The 26,316-nt window shown below is 71.7% G+C and carries 23 protein-coding genes; 8 read left to right on the forward strand and 15 right to left on the reverse strand.

Annotated features, from left to right (window positions below; all coding sequences use genetic code 11):
* Positions 1 to 512: 512 nt before the first annotated feature.
* Complete coding sequence (locus ABD191_RS26855; RefSeq protein ID WP_344088053.1) at positions 513 to 875, reverse strand: hypothetical protein; 363 nt, start codon at positions 873 to 875, stop codon at positions 513 to 515.
* A gap of 84 nt (positions 876 to 959) precedes the next feature.
* Between ABD191_RS26855 and sigJ the strand changes: the two genes are divergently transcribed.
* Together sigJ and ABD191_RS26865 are read left to right on the forward strand one after the other, a co-directional pair.
* Positions 960 to 1,907: an RNA polymerase sigma factor SigJ gene (gene sigJ, locus ABD191_RS26860; protein WP_344088056.1), complete on the forward strand. Its 948-nt coding sequence runs from the start codon at positions 960 to 962 to the stop codon at positions 1,905 to 1,907.
* 81 nt (positions 1,908 to 1,988) lie between these two features.
* Positions 1,989 to 3,185 (forward strand): NAD(P)/FAD-dependent oxidoreductase, encoded by a 1,197-nt coding sequence (locus ABD191_RS26865; protein ID WP_344088059.1) that lies wholly within the window; start codon positions 1,989 to 1,991, stop codon positions 3,183 to 3,185.
* 59 nt (positions 3,186 to 3,244) lie between these two features.
* Here the strand turns inward: ABD191_RS26865 and ABD191_RS26870 are convergent, their stop codons facing one another.
* The 8 genes from ABD191_RS26870 to ABD191_RS26905 form a co-directional block, all read right to left on the reverse strand.
* Complete coding sequence (locus ABD191_RS26870) at positions 3,245 to 3,724, reverse strand: S26 family signal peptidase (RefSeq protein ID WP_344088061.1); 480 nt, start codon at positions 3,722 to 3,724, stop codon at positions 3,245 to 3,247.
* Positions 3,721 to 5,532 carry an ABC transporter ATP-binding protein gene (locus ABD191_RS26875; protein WP_344088064.1) on the reverse strand — a complete coding sequence of 604 codons (1,812 nt, stop codon included), beginning with the start codon at positions 5,530 to 5,532 and terminating at the stop codon, positions 3,721 to 3,723. Before ABD191_RS26875 ends, ABD191_RS26870 begins: the two co-directional genes overlap by 4 nt.
* The gene (locus ABD191_RS26880) at positions 5,529 to 6,044 is read right to left on the reverse strand and encodes a TlpA family protein disulfide reductase (RefSeq protein ID WP_344088067.1); all 516 of its coding nucleotides are present in this window, start codon (positions 6,042 to 6,044) and stop codon (positions 5,529 to 5,531) included. Before ABD191_RS26880 ends, ABD191_RS26875 begins: the two co-directional genes overlap by 4 nt.
* Positions 6,045 to 6,171: 127 nt before the next feature.
* Positions 6,172 to 6,372: a hypothetical protein gene (locus ABD191_RS26885; protein ID WP_344088070.1), complete on the reverse strand. Its 201-nt coding sequence runs from the start codon at positions 6,370 to 6,372 to the stop codon at positions 6,172 to 6,174.
* Between the two features lie 170 nt (positions 6,373 to 6,542).
* Positions 6,543 to 6,740, reverse strand: a complete 198-nt coding sequence (locus tag ABD191_RS26890; RefSeq protein ID WP_344088073.1) for a hypothetical protein — start codon at positions 6,738 to 6,740, stop codon at positions 6,543 to 6,545.
* Between the two features lie 134 nt (positions 6,741 to 6,874).
* Entirely contained in the window at positions 6,875 to 7,744 is an 870-nt protein-coding gene (locus ABD191_RS26895) for a DUF72 domain-containing protein (RefSeq protein ID WP_344088075.1), read from the reverse strand.
* Positions 7,745 to 7,808: 64 nt separating this feature from the next.
* Positions 7,809 to 9,038 carry an NAD(P)-binding domain-containing protein gene (locus ABD191_RS26900; protein WP_344088112.1) on the reverse strand — a complete coding sequence of 410 codons (1,230 nt, stop codon included), beginning with the start codon at positions 9,036 to 9,038 and terminating at the stop codon, positions 7,809 to 7,811.
* 13 nt (positions 9,039 to 9,051) lie between these two features.
* Positions 9,052 to 9,600 carry an OsmC family protein gene (locus ABD191_RS26905; protein WP_344088077.1) on the reverse strand — a complete coding sequence of 183 codons (549 nt, stop codon included), beginning with the start codon at positions 9,598 to 9,600 and terminating at the stop codon, positions 9,052 to 9,054.
* 95 nt (positions 9,601 to 9,695) lie between these two features.
* Between ABD191_RS26905 and metX the strand changes: the two genes are divergently transcribed.
* The 4 genes from metX (at position 9,696) to ABD191_RS26925 (ending at position 15,290) form a co-directional block, all read left to right on the forward strand.
* On the forward strand, positions 9,696 to 10,919 hold the full coding sequence (metX, locus tag ABD191_RS26910; RefSeq protein ID WP_344088080.1) for a homoserine O-acetyltransferase MetX: 1,224 nt from the start codon (positions 9,696 to 9,698) through the stop codon (positions 10,917 to 10,919).
* Positions 10,916 to 12,247 carry an O-acetylhomoserine aminocarboxypropyltransferase/cysteine synthase family protein gene (locus ABD191_RS26915; protein ID WP_344088083.1) on the forward strand — a complete coding sequence of 444 codons (1,332 nt, stop codon included), beginning with the start codon at positions 10,916 to 10,918 and terminating at the stop codon, positions 12,245 to 12,247. The genes metX and ABD191_RS26915 overlap by 4 nt, the downstream gene beginning before the upstream one ends.
* On the forward strand, positions 12,244 to 12,726 hold the full coding sequence (locus ABD191_RS26920; protein WP_344088084.1) for a CoA-binding protein: 483 nt from the start codon (positions 12,244 to 12,246) through the stop codon (positions 12,724 to 12,726). Before ABD191_RS26915 ends, ABD191_RS26920 begins: the two co-directional genes overlap by 4 nt.
* Positions 12,727 to 12,827: 101 nt before the next feature.
* Entirely contained in the window at positions 12,828 to 15,290 is a 2,463-nt protein-coding gene (locus tag ABD191_RS26925; RefSeq protein WP_344088087.1) for a S8 family serine peptidase, read from the forward strand.
* Here ABD191_RS26925 and ABD191_RS26930 read toward each other — a convergent pair.
* The 3 genes from ABD191_RS26930 to ABD191_RS26940 form a co-directional block, all read right to left on the reverse strand.
* Positions 15,262 to 17,967 carry an AfsR/SARP family transcriptional regulator gene (locus tag ABD191_RS26930; protein WP_344088090.1) on the reverse strand — a complete coding sequence of 902 codons (2,706 nt, stop codon included), beginning with the start codon at positions 17,965 to 17,967 and terminating at the stop codon, positions 15,262 to 15,264. The genes ABD191_RS26925 and ABD191_RS26930 overlap by 29 nt on opposite strands.
* A gap of 93 nt (positions 17,968 to 18,060) precedes the next feature.
* Positions 18,061 to 18,528 carry a GNAT family N-acetyltransferase gene (locus tag ABD191_RS26935; RefSeq protein ID WP_344088093.1) on the reverse strand — a complete coding sequence of 156 codons (468 nt, stop codon included), beginning with the start codon at positions 18,526 to 18,528 and terminating at the stop codon, positions 18,061 to 18,063.
* Between the two features lie 31 nt (positions 18,529 to 18,559).
* Entirely contained in the window at positions 18,560 to 18,877 is a 318-nt protein-coding gene (locus ABD191_RS26940; protein ID WP_344088096.1) for a DUF4190 domain-containing protein, read from the reverse strand.
* Between the two features lie 214 nt (positions 18,878 to 19,091).
* Between ABD191_RS26940 and ABD191_RS26945 the strand changes: the two genes are divergently transcribed.
* Positions 19,092 to 21,428: a putative bifunctional diguanylate cyclase/phosphodiesterase gene (locus ABD191_RS26945; RefSeq protein WP_344088099.1), complete on the forward strand. Its 2,337-nt coding sequence runs from the start codon at positions 19,092 to 19,094 to the stop codon at positions 21,426 to 21,428.
* Positions 21,429 to 21,513: 85 nt separating this feature from the next.
* Positions 21,514 to 22,218 (forward strand): CAP domain-containing protein, encoded by a 705-nt coding sequence (locus ABD191_RS26950; RefSeq protein WP_344088102.1) that lies wholly within the window; start codon positions 21,514 to 21,516, stop codon positions 22,216 to 22,218.
* A 2-nt stretch (positions 22,219 to 22,220) separates the two neighbouring features.
* On the opposite strand, the gene ABD191_RS26955 is transcribed toward ABD191_RS26950, so the two are convergent.
* The 3 genes from ABD191_RS26955 to ABD191_RS26965 all read right to left on the reverse strand — a co-directional run bounded on the left by ABD191_RS26955 (position 22,221) and on the right by ABD191_RS26965 (position 26,138).
* Positions 22,221 to 23,717, reverse strand: coding sequence for a M1 family metallopeptidase (locus ABD191_RS26955; protein WP_344088106.1), 1,497 nt, complete (start codon positions 23,715 to 23,717; stop codon positions 22,221 to 22,223).
* A 40-nt stretch (positions 23,718 to 23,757) separates the two neighbouring features.
* Positions 23,758 to 24,801 (reverse strand): LacI family DNA-binding transcriptional regulator, encoded by a 1,044-nt coding sequence (locus ABD191_RS26960; RefSeq protein WP_344088109.1) that lies wholly within the window; start codon positions 24,799 to 24,801, stop codon positions 23,758 to 23,760.
* A gap of 131 nt (positions 24,802 to 24,932) precedes the next feature.
* Positions 24,933 to 26,138 (reverse strand): CE1 family esterase, encoded by a 1,206-nt coding sequence (locus ABD191_RS26965; RefSeq protein WP_344088115.1) that lies wholly within the window; start codon positions 26,136 to 26,138, stop codon positions 24,933 to 24,935.
* Positions 26,139 to 26,316: the final 178 nt, after the last annotated feature.

Consider the following 26,316-nt stretch of genomic DNA (forward strand, 5'->3'; position numbering starts at 1 on the left):
GACGGCACTCACACCGGCGATCAGCATTCTGAGCCGGCGACGTTTGCCGCGAGGCTGGTGGACGGGGGCGTCGGTCATATGGGACTTCCTCCTCGTGAATGCTGGCAGGGCGGCCAGACAACGTGAGACTGATCAGCGGTCACCGCTGGCGCACAACGCGGAAGAGGTCGCCGGTCGCCGTCCGATGGACGATCGGCGGACCAGGTCACGTACGTGAGCCCGGATCGACGGCATTTGATGCCTGTCGATGGCGACAGCATCAGTCCAACCCCACTGGACTGTCAACGAGTTTCGTAAATCTTTCGATTGCCGAAAGGGCTACGCGCATCCGGCCCGACCATATCCACAAGCCACTGACCGTTCAGCCCGGTCCGGTACCGGCGGCAGCCAGGCGGAGGCTCGATCAGAGGTGTCGCCGAAACTTCCGGAATCATTTCGGCGTCCCGCCTACGGACGGCGATCGGTCGGCAACGCGCCGCTACGCACGAGGGATGCCGTGGCCGCCCGGCCGGTCAGTGCCGCCTGACGTCGACCGTCACGTCGCGCAGCTCGTCCCATCCCACGGTCCCGTAGTAGTAGTCGTCGTTCTTCTCCCACCGGAAGCCGGCCGGGATGGTCTCCCCCCGGTCGTTGTTGAGGCCCCGCCACCACGTCGCTCGGACATTGTCACCGTCGCGGGCGGTCAGCTCCAGGACGCCGCCGTCGCGGTGGCGGGCGGTCGTCGTGAACGACAGCTGGACCAGGCCGGGCCGCCGTTCGTGGTGCGCCAGCCGCAGCAGCTCCCCGTTCACGAGCGCGTACCGCCCGGCGAGCACGCCGTCGCGTGCCATGGCCCGCTCGCGGGCCGCGACGAAGGCGGAGTCCTCGACACTCACGCGGCCACGATAGCCGTCACCCTCGTCGAGTGGTCGAGACCAGACTCACACCGACTCCCGGTCGCGGCGACCTACGATCGAGTCATGCCGTTCACGGGGAACGACGTCGACCGCTTCGAGGCGGCCAGGCCGCGCCTGCAGGCCATCGCCTACCGGCTCCTCGGCACCGCCGGGGACGCGGAGGACGCCGTGCAGGAGACGTTCCTGCGCTGGCATGCCGCGGACATCGACCGGATCGAGGTCCCCGAGGCCTGGCTGACGAAGGTCCTCACGAACCTGTGCCTCAACCAGCTGACCTCGGCCCGCGCGCGCCGGGAGGTCTACGTCGGCCCGTGGCTTCCCGAGCCGCTGCTGGCCGGGGACCCGATGCTCAGCCCGGCCGACACCGCCGAGCAGCGCGAGTCACTGTCGTACGCGGTCCTCGCCCTGATGGAGCGCCTCGCCCCGAACGAGCGGGCGGTGTACGTGCTGCGGGAGGCCTTCGACTACCCGCACCGGGAGATCGCCGAGATCCTCGACCTGACCGAGGCGGGCAGCCAGCAACTGTTCCATCGTGCGAAGAAGCACCTCGCGGACGGCAAGGCCCGGGTGGCGGTCGACGAATCCGCCGCCCGGCGCATCGTGCAGGAGTTTCTGGCCGCCGCGACGAGCGGCCGGACGGAGCCGCTCGTGCGCCTCCTCACGATGGACGCGATCTCGATCGGGGACGGCGGCGGCAAGGTCCCGGCCGGCGCCAAGCCGTTCAGGGGCGCCCTCGCCGTGGCGACCCTCCTACGGGGCCTGTTCAAGCCCGGTGCGGCCAAGCGCGCCCTCCTGGGCGGCTCGCCCGACATCTACGCCTGGACCGCCAACGGCGATCCCGCCGTCGTGGCGGTGCTGGATGGTCGGGTCGTGGGCGTCATCTGCCTGCAGGTCGGCGACGACGGCATCGCCGCGGTCCGCGCCCAGGTCAACCCCGACAAGCTCGACCGCGCGACCGCCGTGTGGTCGGCCGCGGATCATGGAGAGCCGCTGCTGACCGTCGCCTGGTGAGCTGCTTCACACCGTGAACCTGTCAGCAATGGCGGGGCCGCCCGGTTCAAGTGGCGAACCCAAGCGAGACGGGAGCACGCCATGCAGCACCGCATCATCGTCCTCGGGGCCGGGTACGCCGGTACCATCGCCGCCGGGCGCCTCGCCAAGCGGCTGCACCGCGAGGACGTCGCCATCACCCTCGTCAACGCCGAGCCGGACTTCGTCGAGCGCGTCCGCATGCACCAGCTCGCGGCCGGCCAGCGGCTCAAGCCCCGCCCACTGGCGCAGATGTTCGCCGGCACCGGCGTCGAGCTGAAGGTCGCGAAGGTCACCGGCGTCGACGTGGACCGCAAGACCGTCACCGTCACGGGCGCGGCCGGTGCGGAGGACCTCGCCTACGACACGCTCGTCTACGCCCTCGGCAGCGGCTGGCACACCCACGGCATCCCCGGAACCGCCGAGCACGCCTACGAGGTGGCGAGCCGCCCGGGCGCGCTGCGGCTGCGCGAACGCCTGGCCGGCCTCGACGCCGGGCAGCACGTGGTCGTGGTCGGCGGCGGCCTCACCGGCCTGGAGACCGCGACGGAGATCGCCGAGACCCGTCCCGACCTGCGTGTCGCCCTCGCCGCCTCCGGCGGCCTCGGCGACTGGCTCTCGCCCAGGGGCCGCGCGCACCTGCGGTCCGTGGTCGACAGGCTCACCATCACCGTGTACGAGCACAGCGCGGTCACCGGCGTGGAGGCCGACCGCGTCAGCACCGCCGACGGTCAGGTGATCCCGGCCGCGGTCACCGTGTGGACCACCGGCTTCGCGGTCCACCCGATCGCGGCGGCGACCACCCTGCGGCTCGCCGACACCGGCCAGATCGTGGTCGACGGCACCATGCGCTCGGTCTCCCACCCCGACGTGTACGCCGTCGGGGACGCCGGGTTCGCGATGGGCCGCGGCGACAAGCCGCTGCGGATGTCGTGCGCGAGCGGCGTCCCGATGGCGTGGCACGCGGCCGACTCGATCGCGGCCCGCCTGACCGGCGGCAAGCCGCCGAACGGGTCCGTGCGCTACGTCAACCAGTGCATCTCGTTGGGCCGCAGGGACGGCCTGATCCAGTACGTCACCGCCGACGACCAGGCGGTGTCGGCGGCCCTGACCGGCCGGCTGGCGGCCTTCTACAAGGAGGTCGTCTGCAAGGGCGCGGCCTGGGGCGTGGCCCACCCGACGCTGGGAATCCCGGTCCGCCGCCGCCGCGCCACGCGGCAGGCCGCGACGGCCGCCCCGTCGATGGAGGCGACCGCCTGAACCGGGCGGGTGGCGGGGTGCCACGGGGGCACCCCGCTACCGGGAACCGCACGACGGCGTCAGACCCCGGGCGGGCGCATCGTCCGGGTGACGGTCGCGTGGATCGACCCGACCGCGACCGGGCCGAACAGCCGGGAGTCGAAGCCCTCGCTGTCGCCCAGGACGACGACCATCCCGGCGGGCACGGTGCCCGCCGGGCACGGGACGTCAGGCGGCACGGGATCGCCGGCCACCGCCGCGACGCGCTTGATAAGCCACCGTCGTGGCGGGGCGGGCGGGCGAACCGTCACACGATCGGGCACCGCGGCGGCGCCGGCCGGCACGGCCGCGCCGGCGGGCCGGCGCAGGACCACGATGTCGCCACGCCTCGGCGCCGGGTCGTCGCGGCGCCGGGCCAGGACGAGATCGCCGTCGCGCAGGGTGGGCGCCATGCTGCCGCCCCGGACCCGGACCGCGGTCCAGCGCCGCCGCACGAGTGACACCGCGACGAGCGACGCGGCCGCGAGCGCCACGCCCGCGCCGAGGAGGACGCCGGTCACGGTGCCACGCCCAACTGGTAGCCGCTCGCCTGCATCCGGAACAGGTCGGCGTAGCGGCCGCCGGCGGCCATGAGCTCGTCATGCGTACCGGCCTCGGCGATCCGCCCCTCGGCGAGCACGAGGATGCGGTCAGCGTCCCGGACGGCGTTGAGCCGGTGGGAGATGAGGACGCTCGTGCGGCCGCGGCGCAACTCGACGATCTCGCGGTGGATCCGGTGCTCGGCGGCGGCGTCGAGCCCCGAGTTGGGCTCGTCGAGGATCAGCAGGTCGCGCTGCCCGCGCAGCAGCGCCCTGGCCAACGCCAGGCGCTGCCATTGCCCACCCGACAGCAGCACGCCGTCGGCGTGCTCCTCGCTGAAGAACGTCCGGGAGAGCAGGGTGTCGTACCCGGCGGGCAGCCCTCGCAGGGTCTCGTCGATGCCGGCCCGCCGCGCCGGTTCGGCCAGCCTGTCGGGGTCGGTGTCCAGGACGAGCCGCCCGTCGGTGTCGCCGAGCGCGATGTTCTCGGCCGCCGTCAGGTCATAGCTCATGAAGTCCTGGAACACGGCCGCGAGGCGGCGGCGCAGCTCGTCGACGGGGATGTCGGCCAGGGCGACGCCGTCCCAGCGGATCGCGCCGCGGGTGGGGTCGTGGAAGCGGCACAGCAACTTCACGAGCGTGCTCTTGCCGGCACCGTTCTCACCGACGACCGCGACCGAGGTGCCCGGCGCGATGACCGCGCTGACGCCCCGCAGGATCCACGGTTGGTCCTCGCCGTAGCGGAACCACACGTCGTCGAGCACGAGCCCGCGCTCGTCGCGGGCCGGCGGCGACGCGGAAGGAACGCGCGGCGCGGCGGGCGGCGGCGCGGCGAGCACCTCGCGGTAGTGATCGAACAGCAGGCCGGCGTGGTGGGTCAACGCCAGGTGCTGCACCGCGGCGGACAGCGCCGTCTGGATCCCGGCGACGCCCAGCACGACGACCCCGACATCGCCGGCGCTGAGCCGGCCGCTCGCGGCGGCCAGCAGCGTCCATACGACGGCCGCCCCGGCCAGCCCGGCCGACAGCGCGGCGAGCCCCGCCTGGCTGGCCAGCTCGACGCGGTCAAGGCGGCGGTGCCCCGCGTTGATGTCGTGGAGCTCGGTGAGCATCCGGCGGCGGAACAGCGGGCCCGTGCCGAACAGCCGCACCTCCTTGGCCGCCCGGAGGTCGGTCAGCAGGTCGGCGTAGAACAGCTCCCGGCGCTCGGCCGGGCTCAGCCGGAACTCCAGCGCCGCCCGGCGGCGGCTGAGCCGCAGCTCCGCGACCAGCGCGGGCGCCGCCGCCAGCAGCAGGCCCGCCGCCAGCCAGGGCGACACCGCGAGGAGCGCCCCGGCCATGCCGACGAGCGTGACCGCCGACTGAGCCACCCCGAGGACCCCGTCGACGACCTGGCCCGGCCCACCGCTGCCCGCCTGCTCGGCCAGCCGCAACTGGTCCCGGAACGCCGGCCGCTCCAGGACGTCCAGCAGCTCGAAGCGACCCACGGCGACGTAGAGCCGCTCCTTCGCGACGACGGCCACGGCGCGGCCGAGCTCGTTCTGCAGGTACCGCGTCAGCGGCGGGCCGAGCGCCGTGAGCAGGCCGGCGCCCGCGAACGCCGCCGCCACCGGCAGGATCGCCGCCCGGCCGTCGCCGACGCGGTCGAGGGCCAGCTTTATCAACCAGGCGCCGGCGACCGGCAGCGCACCGGCGACCAGCCGCGCCACGACGTACCCGAGCAGCAGCGCCGGGCGGGCCCGCCACGCGAGCGTGAGGGCCGCGCCCGCCCGTCCGAGCGCGCCGGTCACGCCGGCACAGGCACCTGGTAGCCGACCGATTCGACCACACCGTCACCGGTGAGGATGATGAAGGCCGGGTAGCCGTGGACGCCGAACGCGCTGCCCACCGGCCCCTCCGGGTCCTCGACCACGACGCTCGTCGCGGAGAGGGCGGCGACGACCGGCGCGGTGTCGCCGCCGTCGTTCACGACGACCGACAGGACATCGCCGGGGTGCCGCGCGGCGACGGCGACGAAGTCGCCGAGCCGTTCGTGGCAGGCCGAGCAGTTGGGCGAGAAGAAACCCACGAGCGTGGGCCCGCGCAGGGACGCGCGGTTGACGACCTGGCCGTCCACCGTGGAGGCCGTGAAGTCGGCCACCTGCTGGCCGGGCTTGACCGAGGTCACGGCCGGTGGCTCCGCCAGCCCGGCCAGGCGCTCCTCGTGCGAGCGCAGGCGGCGCACCAGGCCGAGCACCAGCACGAGGTTGAACAGGGTGAGCGCGGTGAGCAGCAGAACAGCGACGAACAGCGCGTTTACCATTGGCTGGTCACCCGCTTCGTGGCCGGCACCGCGGGTGCTCCGAACAACAACACGATGTCCTCCAGGGCATCAGAATCCGCCGACGGCCGGGTGGCCGACATTACCGGTACCTGCGGGCCGGCGGTCATCAGCAGTAGGACCCCGTGGCGCTGCAGCTGTAGCAGTGGTTCGGCACGCCGGGGCACCCGTACATGCAGCGGCGGCGGTACGTCACGTGACCCTTGCAGTAGCAGTATTCCCACTCGTAGCTGCATCCGGCGGCTGCCTCCGTGGTGGGGGCGAGACGCGTCATGACCCGGTCGGCGAGGCGACCCAGGGCTTGAACCATCGTGGCGATCCTTTCATCAGCGGCGCGGGGGTAAAGACTATCGGCATACGGCAGTGCTTCGATGGAGCCCGTCAGCGCATAGGTGCGTGCGGGCTGGTGCAGCGGGCCGCGAGCGCACCGGCGCCCCGCACCTCATGCGTGCGTTCGCGGCCCGATGCTTCCGGTCTACGTCAGCAGGTGCCGGTGACCGTGCAGGAGTAACAGTGGTTCGGCACGCCGGAGCACCCGTACATGCAGCGGCGGCGGTACATCAGGCCACGGCTGCAGTAGCAGATCTCCCACTGGTAGGTGCAGCCGGCGTCCGCCTCCGTGGTGGGGGCGAGCCGCGTCATGACCCGGTCGGCGAGGCGACCCAGGGCTTGAACCATCGCGACAGTCCTTTCGTTAGGGGGTACAAGAAAGGAAGAGTATCGATCAATGGCGATGTGTCAATGGTCACGCGAGGCTTTGCCCGGTCCATGCCGCCACGGACAAACCACTCCGTTCAGGGAATGAGGGGCGCTCAGTCCGCCAGCAGGTCGAGGAGGGTGCTCGCGTTGCGCTGGGCGTAGTCGGAGTAGCAGTTGTTCATCAGCACGTGCGTCGTGCCGGCCTCCCCGGCCAGCTCGCGCAGCTTCGGCGCCCACTTCTTCAGCTCGCGCGCGCTGTACTCGTAGCCGAAGCGCTCGTAGATGTCGCGGCTGTCCCATTTGTCACTGTGGCCGTGGAAGCGGACGACCGCGAGGTCGGAGGTCGCCGCCACGACCGGCGGCACGGACGACCGGTGCCCCTGCGGCATGTCGACCACCACGTACGGCAGATCATGACGGCGCAGGAACTCCATCGTCTCCGCCTGGTTGTCCCCGTCGAACCAGGTGGAGTTGCGCAACTCCACAGCCACCCGCAGGGGACTGCACCGGCTGCGCACCTCCTTGAGGTACTCCTTGTTGGCCCGCTTGATGGTGAACCACGGCGGGAACTGGAACAGGATCGCGCCCAGCTTGCCGGCCGCCACGAGCGGGTCCAGGGCGGACAGGAACCGCGTCCAGACGTCCTCGTACGCCTGCGGCGACAGCGCGTCCGGATAGATGTTCTTCTTGTCCGTCTCCGGGCGCAGGTCCTTGTACAACGCGGACACCTTCGTGGGGTGCCCGGTCAGCAGGCTGAACGCCTTGATGTTGAAGACGAAGTCACCGGGGGTACGCTCGGCCCAGAGTCTCGCTGTCGGCTCGGCCGGCGGCGCGTAGTACGTGGCGTCGACCTCCACGAGCGGAAACTGCCGGGAGTAGTAGTCCAGCCGCTGCTCGGCGGTGCGCACCGACTCCGGGTACCAGCCGGAGGCCAGCAACGTCTTGTCGGTCCACGAGGCCGTACCCACGAGGATCTCCCCCACGCCACCATCCTGCCCCGTCGAGCCGCGGATTGTCCGCGTTCCACGGGTCTGGGGCGTTCGCGGTCTAGCCGCGGCCCTTCAGGTCCCGCGCGAGGTGCTCGATCACCTCGCGGGCGTCGTCCTCGATGCCGTGGATGAAGGTCGACTTGCGTCGCCTCAGGACGGGCAGCCCCAGCGCGTACAGGCCCGGGCTGTCCACCACGACGCCGCCCTCGTGCCGCAGGTTGCCCTTCGCGTCGGTCACGGGCACGTGCAGCCAGCTGTAGTCCGGCCGGTAGCCGGTGGCCCAGACGACCGTGCGGATCTCGCCGTTGGTCAGGTCGAGCTGCAGGCGCGCCGGTTCGGGTACGGACGTCGGCGCGAACTCCTCGGGCGGGCCCACGTCGAGGTCGTTGGCCCAGGCGTCAAAGCCGGCGAGCAGGCGCCGCATCTTCAGGTCGGCGAGCGAACACACGTTGCGCAGGCCGCCGGAGAACAGGGCGCGACCGTCGCGTACGCCCGCCCACCGGCCCACGAGCTGCACGTCCAAGGCGGCCAGCGTGTTGAGATCGAGCGTGCTGCGCTCCGCGGTCCCGATGAGCTGCGGCGAGGGTAGCCGGCGTGCCCGCGTGAGGTCGTCGACCTCGTCGTAGCGCTGGTCCCACATGCCCGACGCGTGCATCCACCACAGCACGTCGCGGCCCCGGTACGTGCGCGGCAGCCGGACGTGCTCACCCACCGAGAGAACGACCGGCCGGCCGGAGCGCCGCAGCTCCGCCGCGAGCTGCACGCCGGTCGCCGACGCGCCGACGACGAGCACCCCGCCGTCGGGCAGCTGGTCCGGGCCCCGGTAGTCGAACGGGGTCACCTGCTCGACCGAGGGCGGCACCGCGGAGCTGAACGCGGGCACGGTCGGTATGTTGCAGGCGCCGCTGGCGAGGATCACCGCCCGGCAGGTGAGTTCGCCGTCACTCGTCGAGATCCGGTAGCCGCCGTCGGCCGGTCGCACCGAGGTGACGTTCACGCCGGTCCGCACGGGGGCTCGCGCGACCGCGGCGAAGCGCTCGATGAACTCGACCACTTCGCCCGTCGTCATGTACCCGTCCGGATCCGGACCGTCGTAGCCGTGGCCGGGCAGTCGACTCAACCAGTTGGGCGTGAGCAGACGCAGCGAGTCCCAGCGTTCCCGGCGCCACGAGTTGGCCACCTCGCCCCGTTCGAGGACGACATGGTCGATCGACCGGTCGCGCAGGAAGTGGCTCGCGGCCAGTCCCGCGTGTCCCGCGCCGATGACGACGACGGTGGCGTACTCGATGGCCCTGCCCTCCTCAGGCGACTTCGACGGTGACGTTCGTGGGGTTGGTCAGCGCGTCGAACACGGCCGAGCGCTTCTGCGACTGGGCCACGAGCGCCGCGATGTCCTCCTTCGAGGCGTCCGCGTCGATCGTGAAGGTCACCTTGATGTCGTTGTACCCGTTACGGACGTCGCTGTCGACGCCGAGGATGCCCCGGATGTCGTGGCTGCCCTCGACGGTCGAGGAGACGGAACGCAGCTGGATGCCACGGTTCTGCGCGACGGACGCCACGCCCGCGGTCAGGCAGCTGGCCAGACCGACCAGCAGGTACTCGATCGGGGTGATGCCGTTGTCCTGCGCGGCGAAGACCTCCGGGTGATCGGCGTCGAAGGTGGCCTCGGTCTTGTGCGACTGCTCCTGGCCCAGGCCGAAGAAGTTCTTGACCGTGGTCGTGCTGTGCACGCCCTTCTCCCACCGGGAGGTCGCCCGCCAGGTGAACTGGGCGGCCTCCGGCGCGTCCCTGAGCACTTCCCGCGCGTCGAGCAGCGCCTGGACGTTCACCCCATTGTCGATGGTCGACATGCCGCGTGACTCCTCTCGATCGTTCCCTATAAAACCTACCGGGCGAGCAGACGATACCCTGGTCCGACGACCCCTGACTAGCTAAGATCACCCGCATGGTCTCCACCCCGACACTTCCGGCCGGCTCGGTCGGGCATGTCGAGACGCGGTTCGCGGACCTGCCGGACCCGGTGCGCCTCGACTGCGGGCGCGAACTCGGTCCCGTCCGCGTGGCCTATGAGACCTACGGCACCCTCTCCCCCGAGCGCGACAACGCGATCCTGGTCTGCCACGCGCTCAGCGGCGACGCCCACGCGGCCGGCTACTCCCGGACAACGCCGGAGGCGGGCACCCGCGACGGGTTCGGCGCCGAACGTCGCGACGGCGCGGCCGGCAGGTCGCTCGGCTGGTGGGACGGGATGATCGGGCCCGGCAAGGCGTTCGACACCGACCACTACTTCGTCATCTCCACCAACCTGCTCGGTGGCTGCCGCGGCACGACCGGGCCGTCGTCGGTGAATCCCGCCACCGGCCGGCCGTACGGGTCGGACTTTCCCGTCATCACGGTCGCCGACATGGTGCGGTGCGAGCGGGCGTTCCTGGACACCCTCGGCATCGAGCGGCTCGCCGCCGTGGCCGGCGGCTCGCTCGGCGGGATGCAGGCCCTGGAATGGGCGGTCCTGTACCCCGACCAGGTCGACGCGGTGGTGTCGATCGCCTCGACGCACGCCCTGCACCCCCAGGGCGTGGCCTGGAACATGATCGCCCGCGAGGCGATCACCCGGGATCCGGCCTGGCAGGGCGGCCACTATCACGGCACGGGTCGCTCCCCGGACGCCGGCATGGGCGTCGCGCGGATGGTCGGCCACATCACCTACCTGTCGGCGCCCGCACTGGCGGACCGCTTCGACCGGCGGTTGCAGTTCACCGAGGACATCCGCTACACGATCGGTGAGCCGGAGTTCGAGGTGGAGAGTTACCTGCGCCACCAGGCGGACTCGTTCGTCAAGCGCTTCGACGCCAACACCTACCTCTACCTGTCGCGCGCGCTGACCTACTTCGACCTCGCCCGCCAGCACGGCGGCGGGTCGCTCACGCGGGCGCTCGCCGGCGTGTCGGCGCGTACCCTGTTGATCGCCTTCAGCTCGGACTGGCTGTACCCGCCGGCCGCGTCACAGGAGATCGAGGAGGCGCTGCGCGACCTCGGCAAACCGGTCGAGTACCACCTCATCGAGGCACCGTACGGCCACGATTGTTTTCTGCTGGAGGAAGCGCAGCAGACACCCATTGTCCGCCGCTTCCTGGCGGACGGACGAGCCCGAACGGAGAAGCCGTCGTGACCGACACAGCGCCACGCGCCGAACAGGCCCGTGCGTACGGGTTCGAGACCCGCCAGCTGCACGCCGGCCAGCGGCCGGACCCGAACACCGGGGCCCGCGCGGTGCCGATCTTCCAGACCACGAGCTACGTGTTCGAGGACCCGGAGTCGGCGGCGGCCTACTTCAACCTCCAGGAGTACGGCAACACGTACTCGCGGATCATGAACCCGACGGTCGCGGTGTTCGAGGAGCGGGTGGCCAACCTGGAGGGCGGCTGCGGCGCGGTGGCCTTCGCCAGCGGCATCGCCGCGCAGGCGGCGGCCCTGTTCACGCTGCTGCTGCCCGGCGACCACCTCGTCGCGTCGGCCGCGCTCTACGGCGGCACGGTGAACCAGCTCAAGCACCTGTCCCGCAAGCTGAGCGTGGGGCTGACATGGGTCGACCCGGACGACGCGGACGCGTGGCGGCGAGCGGTCCGCCCGAACACCAAGGCGTTCTTCGGCGAGACGATCGGCAACCCGGCCGGCAACGTGCTGGACATCGAGACCGTGGCCGCCATCGCGCACGAACATGACGTGCCGTTGATCGTGGACAACACGTTCGCGACCCCGTACCTGTGCCGCCCGATCGAGTGGGGCGCCGACATCGTGGTCCACTCGGCGACGAAGTTCATCGGCGGTCACGGCACGAGCATCGGCGGCGTGGTCGTGGAGGCCGGGACGTTCAACTGGTCCAACGGGCGCTTCCCCGTGGTCGCGGATCCGTCCCCGGCCTACCACGGCCTGCGCTTCCACGAGACGTTCGGCACGTACGGGTACCTGATGAAGCTGCGGGCCGAGACCCTGCGCGACCTCGGCGGCGCGCTGTCGCCGTTCAACGCGTTCCTGTTCCTGCAAGGGCTGGAGACGCTGTCGCTGCGGATGGACCGCCACGTGGCCAACGCGCGGGCCGTGGCCGGGTTCCTCGACTCGCACCCGCTGGCGTCGAACGTCACCTACCCCGGCCTGCCGGGCAGCGGGTACCGCCCGCTGGTCGACAAGTACCTGCCGCTCGGGGCCGGGGCGGTGTTCTCGTTCGACTGCGCCGGCGGCCGGGCGGGCGGCCAGGACCTGATCCGCGGGCTGACGCTGTGGTCCCATCTGGCCAACGTCGGAGACGCGAAGAGCCTGGTGATCCATCCCGCGAGCACGACGCACCGCCAGCTCAGCGACGACGAGCTGCGCGCGGCCGGGGTCGCGCCCGGGACGGTGCGGCTGTCGGTCGGCACCGAGTCCGTCGACGACCTCATCTGGGATCTGGAACAGGCCTTCGCGCACGTCGCCGCGACGGCGCGGGAGGTGACGGCATGACGGACCTTGAGCCGTACCAGGACGCGGTGACCATCCAGCGGGTGCTGCACCACGCGAAGACGATCGCGATCGTCGGCCTGTCGAGCAACGAGCTGCGCGCGAGCTACTTCGTCGGCTACTACCTCAAGCGGCACGGGTACCGGGTGATCCCCGTGAACCCCCGGGAGAGCCAGATCCTCGGCGAGACGTCCTACGCGAGCCTGCGCGACGTTCCCGTACCGGTGGACATCGTGAACGTCTTCCGCGCGCCGGACGCGCTGCCCGGCATCGCGCGCGACGCGGTGGCGATCCGGGCGGGCAGCCTGTGGTGTCAGTTCGGCGTCATCAACGAGGAGGGTGCGCGCATCGCCGAGGACGGTGGCGTCACCGTGATCATGGACCGGTGCCTGAAGGTGGAACACGCCCGCTACGTCGGCCGGATGCACTGGCTCGGCTTCAACACCCAGCGCATCACGTCCGTCCGATCCGGCCTTCAGTAACGGACGTCTGCCTCAGGACGACCGGATCGCCGCGGCCCATGCGCGTCCGCTGATGCCCCGACTGTGATCGGACTGTGAACGCCACCGGCGATCCTGCGCCGATGAGACTAGCTCGGAGCGCGGCCATCGGGACCGCGATACTTATCCTGTTGGCGCCGCAGCCGGTGTTCGCGGCGGCCGACGACCCATGCGAGGCGGCCGCCAAGGCGGACACCGAGGCGCAGCGCGCCCGGATCCTCGCCGCCATGCCCGACACGGAGGGCTGCGAAGGACCGATCACCGTCTACGTCGACGAGGCGCTGACACCCAAACGAGATCCGTTGCCGGGGTTCGACAAGGGTGACACCCGCCCGGTCGCCGGCATGCTCGACGCCGACGGCGTGACCAAGGAGTTCGTCGCGGACGAGGTCGTGGTCACCTCGAAGGACAGCGGCGCCGTCGACGCGCTCGTCGAGCGCTGGGACGGCAAGGTCCTGTCGAGCTTCACACCGGAGAAGTCGGACGAGACCACCTACACGATCCGGGTACGCACCGACCTCGCCGATGCCGCTTCGCTGGGCGAGCACCTCGTCAAGCTGAACAAGTACCACAAGGCGACGTCGATCGCGGTGTCCGGCAAGGGGGCGTTGGGCCTGCTGGCGATCGCCGCCCAGGAGGCCGTGGCCGGCCTGACCGTGGGCGTCAACTGGATCACCGTCCCCACCTCGTACGCCACGCGGTCGCTGGCCGAGGCGGGCACCGGGCCGCAGGGCTTCACGAACGTGATCACCGACCCGTACAACCGCGACCCGTACACGTGGTCGTACCTGAACGCGGGCAGCGTGCAGGACATCGGCGTCACCGAGGCGTGGACACAGATGGACGCGGTGGGCCTGCTGACCGCCAACAAGGTCAAGATGACCATTCTCGACCAGGGCTTCGCGCCGGTCGTCAACGACGACATGCCGGCGAACACCGCCATGGCGAGCATGGTCCCGTGGGCCGGCGCGGGCGACCAGGGCACCACCTCGTGGGCGCGCTGGCACGGTACGCAGGTCGCGAACGCGGCGGCGGCCGTACCCGGCAACTTCAAGGGCGCGGCCGGACCGGCCGGTCCGGTGGCCAAGCTACAGCTGAACTACACCGGCACGGACATGTTCACCATCATGTACGCCCTCTCCCGGTCCACCGGCGCGCAGCTGATCAACATGAGCTTCGCGGGCTCGGTGAGCTGGGTCTGGGCGTGGACGCTGCTCCCGATGGACGGCCTGACCTGGCTGCTGCGTAACACGGCCAACCTGCTGATGTTCGCCGCGGCCGGCAACGAGGGCGCCAACGTGGACGGCGAGACCTGCTTCCTGGCCTGCTGGGAGAAGGCCCTCTACTCGCCGTGCGAACTCGCCGGGGTCATCTGCGTCGGCGGGCTCGGGCTCAACTCGCTCACCCGCGATCCACGGTCCAACTACGGGCACGAGGACGTGGACATCTTCGCCCCGTTCTCGGTGCTGGTGGGGATGGACCCGCAGCACTCCACGCTGAACAAGACCTGGCAGGCCGACGGTACGAGCATGTCCACGCCGTACGCGGCCGGCGTGGCCGCGCTGATCTGGGCGGCCAAGCCGAACCTGAGCGCAGACTCCGTGCAGGACATCCTGTTCGAATGGCGGCGCACCAGCCCGGACTCGAAGGTGAAGCGGAAGGTCATCAACGCGCTGGACGCCGTCCGCGACGCGATGCCGGCGACGGTGAAGATCACCAGTCCGCTCGCCGGCTGGACGCTGCCGGCCGCGTCGCCCAGCCAGTTCAGGGCGAACGTGTTCGCCGACGGCAACGGCACGCCCACGGTCACCTGGCGCGCGAACGGCACCGTCATCGGCGTCGGCAACCCCGTCAACGCCACGCCACCCGTGGGCGCGCAGACGATCACCGCCACGGCGGTGTTCCCGAACGGCGTGCAGGCCTCAGACTCGGTCCAGGTCAACGTCCACAACGCGGCGCCGACGATCGTCATCACGAACCCGACGCCGGGCTCCCCTGCCTTCGGGGTGTCCGAGCCGATCTCGTTCAAGGCGGTCAGCACGGACGACAACGGGCCGCTGGCCGACTCGGCCGTGCAGTGGTTCCTCGACGGCGCCACCACACCGTTCGCGACCGGCCACAACCCGACGGTCGTCACCGGCGGTACCGTCGGCACGCACACGATCAGGGTGCGCGGCTGCGACACGTTCAACGTGTGCGCGACCGCGACCGCGCCGCTCACCCTCGTGACCAACCCGGTGAACCAACCGCCGGTGGTGCACATCACCAGCCCGGCCAACGGCACCCAGCTGTGGGTGAACGGCATGGACGCGGCCGGCTACTTCTGGTCCGGCACGGTGACGGCCACCGCGACGGACCCGGAGGGCGCCCCGCTGACGACCCAGTGGTACGACAACGGCACCCCGATCGGCACCGGGACGAGCCTGACCGTCCGCCTGACCGGCGGCTGCGGGATCTACTCGCACGCGCTCACGTTCAAGGCCACCGATGCGGCCGGCAACACCCGGCAGGAGACCATCAACACGACGGTGAACATGGTCTGCTGAGCTTGTCCCTGATCGTGGCGGCGCGTGCGTGGCCCAGGCCGTCGAGCCGGCCCAGCGCGCGCCGCCACGCCCGGTCGGCGGCGTCGGTGTCGCCGAGCCGGGCGTACGCGTCGCCCAGGTGGTCGGCGAGTTCCGCCTCGTGGAACAGGTCGCCGAGCGCGACCATGGTCGCGACCGCGTCCTCAAGGCAGTCGACCGCCCGACGGACCTCGCCCTGCGCCAGGTACGCGTGGGCCAGGCTGTCCGTGGTGAACGCCTCCGTGCGCCGGTCGCCCAGCCGGCGCAGCAGGTCCAGCGCGGTCCGACAGTGCACCACCGCGTCCGCGGGGCGGCCGAGCAGGGTCTCGTACCAGCCGACCGCGTTGAGCGCCCGCGCCTCGCCCGGCTCGTCGCCGCACGCGCGGAACAGGTCCAACGCCTTCTGGCTGTGCCGCAACGCCCCGGCGAGGTCGCCACCCTGGTGCTCGATGAGGTACCCGATGTTGTGGTGCGTGCGGGCCAGCCCGTCCAGGTCACCGACCTCCGCGTACATGATCAGGGCCTCGCGGAGGCGCTCGTGGGCCGCCTCCCACGACCGCAGCCACATCGCGGCCCGCCCGGAGCCGGCGAGGCAGCGGGCCTGGGCCGCCCGGTCGCCGGCGCGCCGGGCGGCGGCCAGGCCGGCCTCGTGCACGGCCGCCCAGTCCTCCCACCGGCCGAGCCGTTCGAACACCTCGGTCAGTACGCAGGCCAGCTGCCAGCAGTGCTCGTCCAGCCCGGCGTCCGCCGCCACGGACACGGCGTTCACCAGCGCCTGGTACTCGGCCGTGAACCACGCCAGAGCGGCCGCGTCGTCCTCGACCAGGTCAAGCGGCACGTCGTCCACCGGCGGCGGAAGCGACAGCGGATCGCGGAAGACGTCCAGGACGCCGGCGTTGGCGTGGGCGCTGTGCAGGTAGTGGTCGAGCAGGCGGCGTCGCCCCACGGCCGCGTCGGGATCGGCGGCCGCCAGCTCCGCGGCGTACCAGAACAGCAGGTCGTGGTTGGCGAACCGCGGACCGCAGCTGATGAGATTGGCGCTGGCCAGCTCGCGCAGGAGCCGGCCCGCCTCGCCCGGCGTGACCCCGGCGGCGCTCGCGGCCGCCGCTACGGTGAACGACGGGCCGGGGCGCAGCCCCAGCAGCCGGAACATGCGCCGCGCCGGCCCGCCCACGGCCCGGTACGACCACGACAGCACCGCGCGCACGTCCGTGACCGGGTCACCGTCGCCGAACGCGTCGAGATCGGCCAACTCGACGGCCAGCTCGCGCAGGGACAGCCCGCTCGTCGCGGCCCGCGCCGCCACCACCGCGAGCGCGAGCGGCAGGCGCGCGCATGCGGCGATCAGGTCGTCGGCCGCCGCCGGGTCCGCGTCGACCTTCGCGCCCAGGCGCAGCGCCAGCATCCGCCGCGCCCCGGCCACCGACGGCAGATCAAGCGGTACGGGCACCGCGCCGTCCGCGGCGACCAGGCCCGTGAGGTCGTTGCGGCTCGTGACGAGGACCAGACAGCCCGGGGTACCGGGCAGCAGCGGGCGCACCTGCTCGGCTGAGCCGGCGTTGTCGAGGACCATCAGCAGCCGGCGCCCCGACAGGCGGCTGCGCAGCGCGGCGGCCAGCGCGTCCGTGCCCTCGGGAGGCGCGACGCCCAGCGCGGTCAGGAAGTCCCGCAGGACGTTGATGACCGGGACCGGGCCGGTGGTGTCGAAGCCGCGCAGGTTCGCGTGCAGCACACCGTCGGGGAACCGGTCGGCCCGGCGGTGCGCCCAGTGCAGGGCGAGCGAGGTCTTGCCGACGCCCGCCGTGCCGCTGATGGTCACCAGGTGGACTCCGCCGGCATGCAGGTCGTCCAGGGTGGCCAGGTCCGCGTCGCGGCCCGCGAAGCCCCGGATCGCGGCGGGCAGCTGCATCGGCCTGCTCGCCGGCCGGTCGAGGGCCGGGTCGCGGGACAGGATGCCCAGGCGCAGGCGCTCCAGGTCCGGCCCGGGGTCGAGGCCGAGCTCGTCGGCCAGGATGCGCCGGTGCGCCTCGAACGCCTCCAACGCCTCGGGAACCCGTCCGGCCCGGTAGAGCGCGAGCATCAACTGGGCGGCCGGCCGTTCACGCAGCGGTTGCGCGCCGACCGTCGCGGTCAGCTCGTGGAGCAGTTCGGCGTGGCGGCCGAGCCGCAGCAGCGCGTCCGCGCGGTCGTCGGCGGCGGCCAGCCGGGCCTCGGTCAGCCCCTGACAGACCTGGTCGCGCACCGCGACCGGAACCACGCCGGCCAGCGGGTCGCCGCGCCACAGGGCGAGCGCCTCGTCGAGCAGCGGCACCTTGCGCAGGTCGTCGCCGGTCCCGTTGGCGCTGGCGACCAGGCTGCGGAACCGGTGGGCGTCGATCGCCGCCGGGTCGGCGCGCAGCAGGTAGCCGCCGTCCACGGCCTCCACCTCCGCCCGGCCCTGCAGCGCGGCCCGCAGGTCGGAGGCGCAGACCCGCACGGCGTGCACCGCCGTGCGGGGCGGGTCGAGCGGCCACATGAGATCGATGAGCCGCTCCACCGGCAGCGCGCGGTTGACCTCAAGGGCCAACAGCCCGAGCAGGTACCGGCGCTTGCGGGGGCCGAGTGGGATCGGCGCGTCATCGGCGTAGGCCGCCACCGGACCAAGGAGCTGGATCTCCACATTCGGATTGTTAGCCGGCGTCACTCGTTCAGGGGTCGAAGCGTCGGCAGATTGACGGCGGTGGACCGCCCAGGGTGGAGTCGAGCCGGGGCCCTAGTCAGCGGTCGCGAGAATCTTGACCATGTACGCGCTGTTGGGGTCCTCCTTGTAGCCGGCGAACGGCGCGCAGTACTCGAACCCGAACTTCTCGTACAGGCCGCGGGCCGGCGCGAAGAACTCGAACGACCCGGTTTCGAGGTACAGCCGGTCGTAGCCGCGCCGGCGCGCCTCCGCCACGATGTGGTCAAGCAGCGTGGAGGCGACCCCGCGCCGTTTCGCGGCGCCGGCCGTACGCATGGACTTGACCTCTCCGGACGAGCCGTCCAGCTCCTTGAGCGCCCCGCATCCCAGGAGTTCGGCGCCCTCGTAGACCGACCAGAAGGTGACCTCGGGCCGGCGCAGACCGTCGAGGTCGAGCGCGTGCGTGCTCTCCGGGGGCGTGATGGCGCGCATCTCGTCGACGTGTTCCTGGAGGAACGCCGCGATCTTGGGGCCGGACAGGTCGTCCACTGCGATCTTCATGGTCACAATGTATGGTCCGCCGGTTACCGGCTCATAGCCCCGGGATCTTCACCGCCATCACGTTGAAGAGCAGGTGCGCGGTGAAGGCCAGCAAGAAGATCACGAGACCGGTCCAGCCCACCAGGATGCCGGCCAACGCCATGCCGGCGCCGGCCTCGCCGGTGCGCCGGATCCGCCCGCGCGCGACATGGCCGAGGATCGCGCCCACGATGCCGGACACGCTGCCGCAACAGACGACGAGTCCGGCCACGGAGACCACCAGCGACGCGACCGCCAGGCCGTTCGTGCGGCGGGTGGCGACGGGAGCCGGCGCGGGCGGGAGCTGCTGATCGTGCGGGGGGTACGTCACAGCCGAGAGCGTAGCGACAGCTCGGCAAAGGTGCCCGCCGGCCGGTGACGGCCATGCCCGGACGCGCCGTACCGCCCGGACGGCAGCGTTGTGCGTACATCGGTGACAACCGAACGTTCGGGTGACATCTGGTGCACAATCGGCACGCTATCGTCAGCGCCGTGATGGCGAAGCACTTCGATCTATGGCCTGCCCCACGGTCGAAGCCGTCGGTATGGCCGTAGACCGGGCCGCCCAGCGGTATGTGACCGCCACGATCGTGGTCGCCGGCCTCGGCACGGTCTGGTGCCTGGCCTACCTGACCGTCGGCGCCGGCACCGAGGCGTTGGCCTACCTCTTCGTACCCGCGGGTGGTGCGCTCGCCGCGGGGTCCGTCCATCACCTGCGGCGCCACGTCGCCCTGGCACCCGCCGCCGTCCGGTTCTGGCGTGCCGTGCTGGTCGCGCTCGTGCTGATCACCATCGGGTACGCCTGGCTCGCGGTGGACATGCTGACGCACGCCGCGCAGGCCCGTACCCGCGCCATGCCGGTGCCGGCCGCGGCCTGCGTGGCCCTCGGCTTCAGCGTCGCGATCTGGGCGGTGGCCAGGGTGCCGACCGTCGTGGCCGGGGGCATCGAGTGGTGGCGCGTGCTGCTCGACCGGACGATCGCGTTCCTGGGGTGCGCGGCGGCGTTGTGGTACGTCGCGCTGGCCCCGATGCTGTCCGCCGACGAGCCGTGGAGCCGCCAGGCGACGGCACTGGTCGGGCTCGCGTTCGTCGTCGCGGTCGGCGCGGCGACGAAGGTGTCGCATGTCGCGGGCGGCCCGGTCGACCGCGCGGCGATACGGTTCATCGCGGCCAGCGGTGGCATCCCCGCCGGGGTGGTCGCCGTGCTCGCGGTGCGGTTCGGGTACGCGGCCGGCGTGCCCGCCCAGGCGATCGTGATGCCGCTGGCCCCGGTGCTGGTCACCGCGGGCGTCTTGGCCCAGTGGCGCGCCGGCGCCGGACTGCGCCGCGACGCCACGCGTGGCGGGGTGCTGTTGCCGTACCTGGCCATTGCGGCGGCCGACGTGCCGCTGATCGCCTTCGCGTTCGGCGAGCCGACGCAATGGTCGGGTCGCGTGGTCGTCATCGCCGCCGTGGTGGTGACGGCGCTGGTCGCGGTCCGCCAGCTCATCGCGTTCCGCGAGAACGCCCAACTGCTGAGGAACACCCGCGTCCAGGAGGAGCGGCTGCAGTACGAGGTCAACCACGACGGGCTCACCGGCCTGGCGAACCGGGCACTGTTTCGGGACCGGCTCGCGGCCTCGCTGGCCGCCACCGGCCAGGCGTCCGTCCTCCTTGTCGACCTGGACGACTTCAAGACCGTCAATGACCTCCTCGGCCACGGCGTCGGCGACGGGTTGCTCGTCGCGGTGGCGCAGGTGTTGCGCGACGAGGTCGGCGAAAAGGGCCTTCCGGTACGGGTGGGTGGCGACGAGTTCGCGGTCCTGCTGAGCCCCGGCACCGACCCGGACGAGCTGGCCGGGCAGCTGCTCGACGCGCTCAACCGCCCGATCAGCGAGCACCGGCTGCTGGTGCAGGCGAGCATCGGCATCGCGACCGCCGGGCCGGGCGCCACGGTCGACTCGATGCTGCGCGACGCGGACGTCGCGATGTACACGGCGAAGCAGCGCGGAAAGGCGAGCTTCGTACGGTACGTGGACGGCATGGGTGAACCCGTCCTGGCTCACATGAAGCTCGGGGGCGACCTGCGGCGGGCGCTCGACAACGACGAGCTGCGCGTGGTCTACCAGCCCATCCTGCGACTGGACGACCACCGGTTGGTCGGCGTCGAGGCGCTGGTCCGCTGGCATCATCCGACCCGCGGCGTGGTCGGCCCGGCCGAGTTCATCCCGGCCGCCGAGCGGACGGGCCTGATCGTGCCGCTGGGCCGGTTCGTGCTGCGGGAGACCTGCCGCCAGACGGCCCGGTGGCTGTCCGAGTTCGGGCCGGACGCGCTGCGGGAGGCGGGATCGAACGTGTCCGCGCGACAACTGCACGATCCCGACTTCGTTTCCAATGTGACGGCCGCGCTGGCCGACAGCGGGCTGCCCTGCGAGCGGCTGGTGCTCGAGGTGACCGAGTCGGCGGTGCTCCGCGGCCAGCAGGTCTCGCGAACCCTGTTCGAGCTGGACCGCATGGGCATCCGCCTGGCACTGGACGACTTCGGCACCGGCGAGTCGTCGCTGAGCCTGTTGCGCGCGTTCCCGGCCGCGATCGTGAAGCTGGACAAGTCGTTCGTCGACGGCATCGAGATCGACGACGGACAGCCGGCCGCCGCCGACGCCCGGCAGGCGGTGGCCCGCGCGGTGAGCCAGCTGGCCCGCGCGCTCGGCCTGGACACGATCGCCGAGGGAGTCGAGAGCGCCGAGCAGGCCGCCGTGCTCCGCGAGCTCGGCTACCGCCTCGGGCAGGGCTACCACCTGGCGCGGCCCATGACGGCCGAGGGCGTCTCCCGCCTGTTGGCGCGCCAGCAGGTCGCGGCGGACTCAGGCGACATCGTCCACGGGACCCCGCATCCGTGTTGACTCACCCTGCGTCGTTGATTCAGAGCTTGAGGTTATGTCCAATTTAGACTCGATATACCCGTGTCGATGCTGTTAGGGTCGCCCCGTGCATCCCTCGCCACCCCCCGGCCGGCAGCTGCGGACGGCCCAGTTCGCCACCGCCGGCGGCAGCACACTCCTCGCGCTCGCGGTGGTCACGGTGGCCGGCACCCTGTGGTGGGGTCCCCAGCTGGCGAACAGCGGCGGCACCCTCACCACGCCGCCCAGCGGCACCGCCCCGGCCGCCACGGCGCCCGATGCCGGCGCGTCGGCCGGCCCGTCGCCCCACCCGTCCGTGGCCCCGACCTCCGCGAAACCCAGGGCCACACCGATACGGGCGAAGACCACCACGCGGCCCGCGCCCCCGCCCGACCTCGCCGGGAACCCCGGATACGAGGACACGGTGCTGACCCTGGTCAACCAGGAACGCGCCAAAGCCGGCTGCGCCGAGCTGACCAGGGACTCCCGCCTGGCCAAGGCCGCCCGGGCGCACTCCGCCGACATGGCGGCCCGCGGCTACTTCGACCACACCACACCCGAGGGGGTCACGTTCGCCAAGCGGATCCTCAAGGCCGGCTACCGCTACTCCTGGGCGGCCGAGAACATCGCCGCCGGCCAGTCCAGCCCCGCGTCGGTGATGAAGGGTTGGATGAACAGCAGCGGACACCGCGCCAACATCCTCAACTGCACACTGACGAATCTGGGCGTTGGCCTGGTCTACTCCGCCGACGGCCGCCCCTACTGGACGCAGGACTTCGGCCGGCCCGCCTAGGCTCAGCCGGCGGGCGTCGAAGCCGAGTCCAGCCACGTGTTGATGAGCGCGCTCAGGTCGCGGCCGGTGTGCGCGTTGACGAAGCGGACGAAGGTCTCCCGGTCCACGGACTCATGACGCTGCGTCTGCACCCAGTCCCGCAGGAGCCGCTCGAACGCGGCCGCGCCGATCGTGGACCGGATCTCGTGCAGCATGAGCGCCGGGCTGGCGTAGACGTTGCGGGCGCCGAAGTGTCGCGCGCGCGGGCGGCCGGGCGGTCCGGCCGTCGCCCGCGCGGCCCGATCCTCCGCCCGCCAGCCGTCCACCACACTGCGCCGGCTGGCCCCTGCCCGGTCAATGGCCCACTCGCCCACGATCCAGGTCGCGATGCCCTCACTGAGCCAGATCCCCGTCCAGTCCCGGGGGGTGACCGCGTTGCCGAACCACTCGTGGCTCACCTCATGCAGCAGCAGGCTCTGGCCGCCGCTCGACCGGCTCCCTATAGTGATCATCTGTTGGGTCTCCATGGCGGAGCGGCTGTCGACCACGACCACGCCGGCCGCGGGGAACGGGTACGGCCCGAACCGGTCGGCGAGCCAGCGCAGCACGGCCGGAAACTGTTTGACCAGCGACCGGTGGTGGTCGTCCGCGCCGGCGCGCAGCCACACCGTGACGGGCACCCGGCCGGGGCCGGTCGCGGTGTGCTTCTCGTACCGCCCGATCACGAGGGTGGTGGCGTAGCTGGCGGCGGGGTCGGTCGACCGCCAACGCCATGTCGTGCGCGACCCGCGCGACGTCGACTCCACCAACTGCCCGGTGGCGATGCCCGTCCAGCCCTTCGGCACGGTCACGGCGATGTCGTAGAGCGCCTCGTCGGACGGGTGGTCGTTGACGGGATACCAGGTGAACGCGCCGACGGGCTGCTGGATCGACCACGCCTCGCCGTTGCCCATGGCGCGCAGGCCCATGCCGTCACCGGTCCACCCGCTCCAGCCGGGCATCGACTCCGGCCGCGGGCTGCCGTGGTAGCGCACGACCAGCGTCGCCCGCGCGCCGGCCGGCAGGGCCTTGGCGAGTACGAGCTTGTGGCCGCTGCGCTTCGCGGTGACGCGCGCGCCATCCACGCTGACCTGGTCCAGCGTGAACGCCCGCGAGAAGTCCAGCGAGATCTGGCGTACCGCCTTGACCGCGCGGAGCGTGACCGTGGCGGTGCCGCTGAGGGTGCGCGACCCCGGCGCCCAGGCCAGGTCCAACCCGTAGTGCAGCACGTCGAGCGAGGCGTTGCCGTAACCCGGGTAGAGCTTGTCGGCGACCGGGCGGGACAGGCCCGCGGCGTAGGGGTCCGGGGCCTCGGCGGGCGTCGAGGGCACCGGGCCGCTCGCCACCGGCCCCGAGGTCCCGGCCGGGGCCGTTTGGTCGGCCCGGGGCGGGTCGCCGGCCGAACACCCGGCGACGGCCGCCGTGAGGACGAGAACGGCGGCCATCATTCGCAGCTGCGGACGCACCGCTTTCGTCGCCATCGCGGCATTTTGCCACAGCGACCTGAGCACCGGATGAGCGTCAACGGCGAGGAGGTGCGGTGCTCCGCCGCACGACGAGCCTGGTGGCGAGTTCCAGCCTGGTGTGTTCCGGCTGGATCCCTTGCGCGAGGTCCAGGATCATGCGCGCGGCCGAGGCCCCCATTTCGGTCAAGGGCTGATAAACCGTGGTCAGCGGCGGCGTCAGCCACGTGTCGATGAGGTAGTCGTCGAAACCGACCACGCTGAGGTCGTGCGGGATGCGCACACCGGCCTCGGCCGCGGCGTGGTAGACCCCGATGGCCATCCCGTCGTTGAAGGCGAAGATCGCTGTCGGCGGATCCTCAAGGGCGAGCAGCTGCGCCGTGTGCGTCACGCCGTCGACGATCTCGAACTCGCCGTTGCGGATAAGGGCGGGATCCACGGGGATCCCGGCCGCCTCCAGCGCCGTGCGGTACCCGTCGAGGCGGGCCCGGCTGCACAGCGCCCACGCCGGCCCGGTGATGGCGGCGATCCGCCGATGCCCGAGGTCAAGCAGGTGCCGGGTCACGGACAGGCCCCCGAGCCAGTTGGTCGCGCCCACCGAGGGCAGATCGTCACTCGGTACCCCGACGGGGTCGAGCACCACGAGCGGGATGCCCCGGGCGGCCAGTTTGTCGCGCTGCTCGGCGCTGAGATCGGAGAACACGGCGATCACGCCGAGCGGACTGCGCGCCAGGACGTCGTCGATCCATCCCCGGCCCGGCACCCGGTGGCCGCGCGACTCCGAAACGAGGACGCCGAGGTGGTGAACACCCGCCATCTGCTCGACACCGTTAATGATCTCCACGGGGTAGACCCCGGCGAGTTCATGGAAAACCAGCTCGATCGAGGCGGCGGGCTTCACGGCCGACCGGTTGGGTCGCCGGTACCCGTGCTCGTGGATCACCCGCTCCACGTGCGCCCTCGTCGCGGCCGCCACTTCCAACCTGCCGTTGACGACTTTCGACACCGTCGGTACGGACACCCCGGCCAGCCGAGCGATATCAGCGATGGTCACGTTGCGCTGCGGCGGGCGGGGCACACCGCCGTCACTCGTGGTGGCCATATGCCGCAGTATAAGGCGAGCGTGATCTCCCGGAACGTCCCGTCCATAGATGACAATCGACATCGGGTGCCGCCACCGGCCGGTGGCGGCACCCGATGTCCTACGGGGCTCGCTGTGTCAGCGGGCCGCTGTTACGGGCTGGTGCAGGTGATCTGTGGCGTCGACGGCGAGCCGTTGGAGAGGAAGCCGAGCGTCGTGGACGCGGACGCCCCCAGCGCGCCGTTGTAGGGCGCGTTGCTGATAGCGACGTTCGATCCGCTCGCCGACAGCGTGCCGTTCCATGCCTGGGTGATGCTCTGGCCGCTGCTGAGCGTCCATCGCACGGTCCAACCGTTGATCGCCGCGCTGCCCGCCGTGACCGTCACCTCACCCTGGAAGCCACCGGGCCAGGAGTTGACCGTCTTGTAGGTGGCGCTGCACGCGCCCGTGGGCGGTCCCGAGGTCGGCGAACCCGACGTCGGCGCGGCCGACGTGGGTGCGGCCGACGTGGGTGCGGCCGACGTGGGCGCCGCCGAGGTCGGTGCGGCAGAGGTCGGGACAGCCGAGGTGGGCGGCGACGAGGTCGTCGGCGTGCCCTCGAACTGTGTGAAGAACTGCCACACCTCGCCCGAGACCCACGTGTTGGCGCCGCTGGTCGACGACGATCCGTCGTTGGGGCTCGGGGTGTGGTCCCCGTCGAACGCCGCCCACCACACGGGGTAGCCGGCCCGGCAGCCCGAGTAGCGCGTGGTGATGTGCCGGAAGCTGTTCAACGCCGGCTCGCTCGGGTTCTGCGAGGTGCAGCCGTTGTTGCGGACGAACGTGTCCCGCAGCGACCGCCCGTTGGAGATGTTGAGCACGCTGTCGTGCGTACCGTGGATGCCGAAGTACGCGACCGGCTGGGTGCCGGGGCTGCAGCCGCTCAGGTTGGCGCCGGAGATGACCGCCACCGCCCGGAACACGTTGGGCCGCGCGCAGGCCAGCGCGTAGCTCATGGCGCCGCCGTAGCTCCAGCCCAGAGCGAAGCGCTGCGCCGGATCCACGCAGAGGTCGTTCTCGACCTGCTGCAGGATGTTGTCGATCAGCGTCAGGTCACGGTTGTTCGTATTGGCCCAGCCGTTGTCGATGCCCTGCGGCGCGATGAAGATCGTGCTGTTGTTCGCCAGTCGCTGCAGGCCGTAGTAAGCCCACGCCGAGCCGTCGTTTCCGCCGGAGGCGACGATGGCCGCGGTGCCGTTGAGCCAGTGGTTGGCGACCACCAGGCGGTACGGGCGGTTGCGGTCGTACCCGTCGGGGATCCGCAGGATGTACTGGCGGTTCTGCCCGCCACTGGTGATGTTGCGGGTACCGCTGCTCAGCGACGGCGTCCTACCGCAGCCTGCGGTCCCGCTTCCGCCGGGGCTGGTCGGTCCGGCACTCGTCGGCGCCGCGCTGGTCGGCGGGCGGCTGGTCGGCGGCGCGCTGGTGACCGGCGTGGCGGAGTTCAGCGCGTTGAGGACTGAGGTGTAGGCGGCCTTCTTGTTGCCGTTGCCGTCG

This window comes from Luedemannella helvata (assembly GCF_039528415.1).
GTDB lineage: Bacteria > Actinomycetota > Actinomycetes > Mycobacteriales > Micromonosporaceae > Luedemannella > Luedemannella helvata.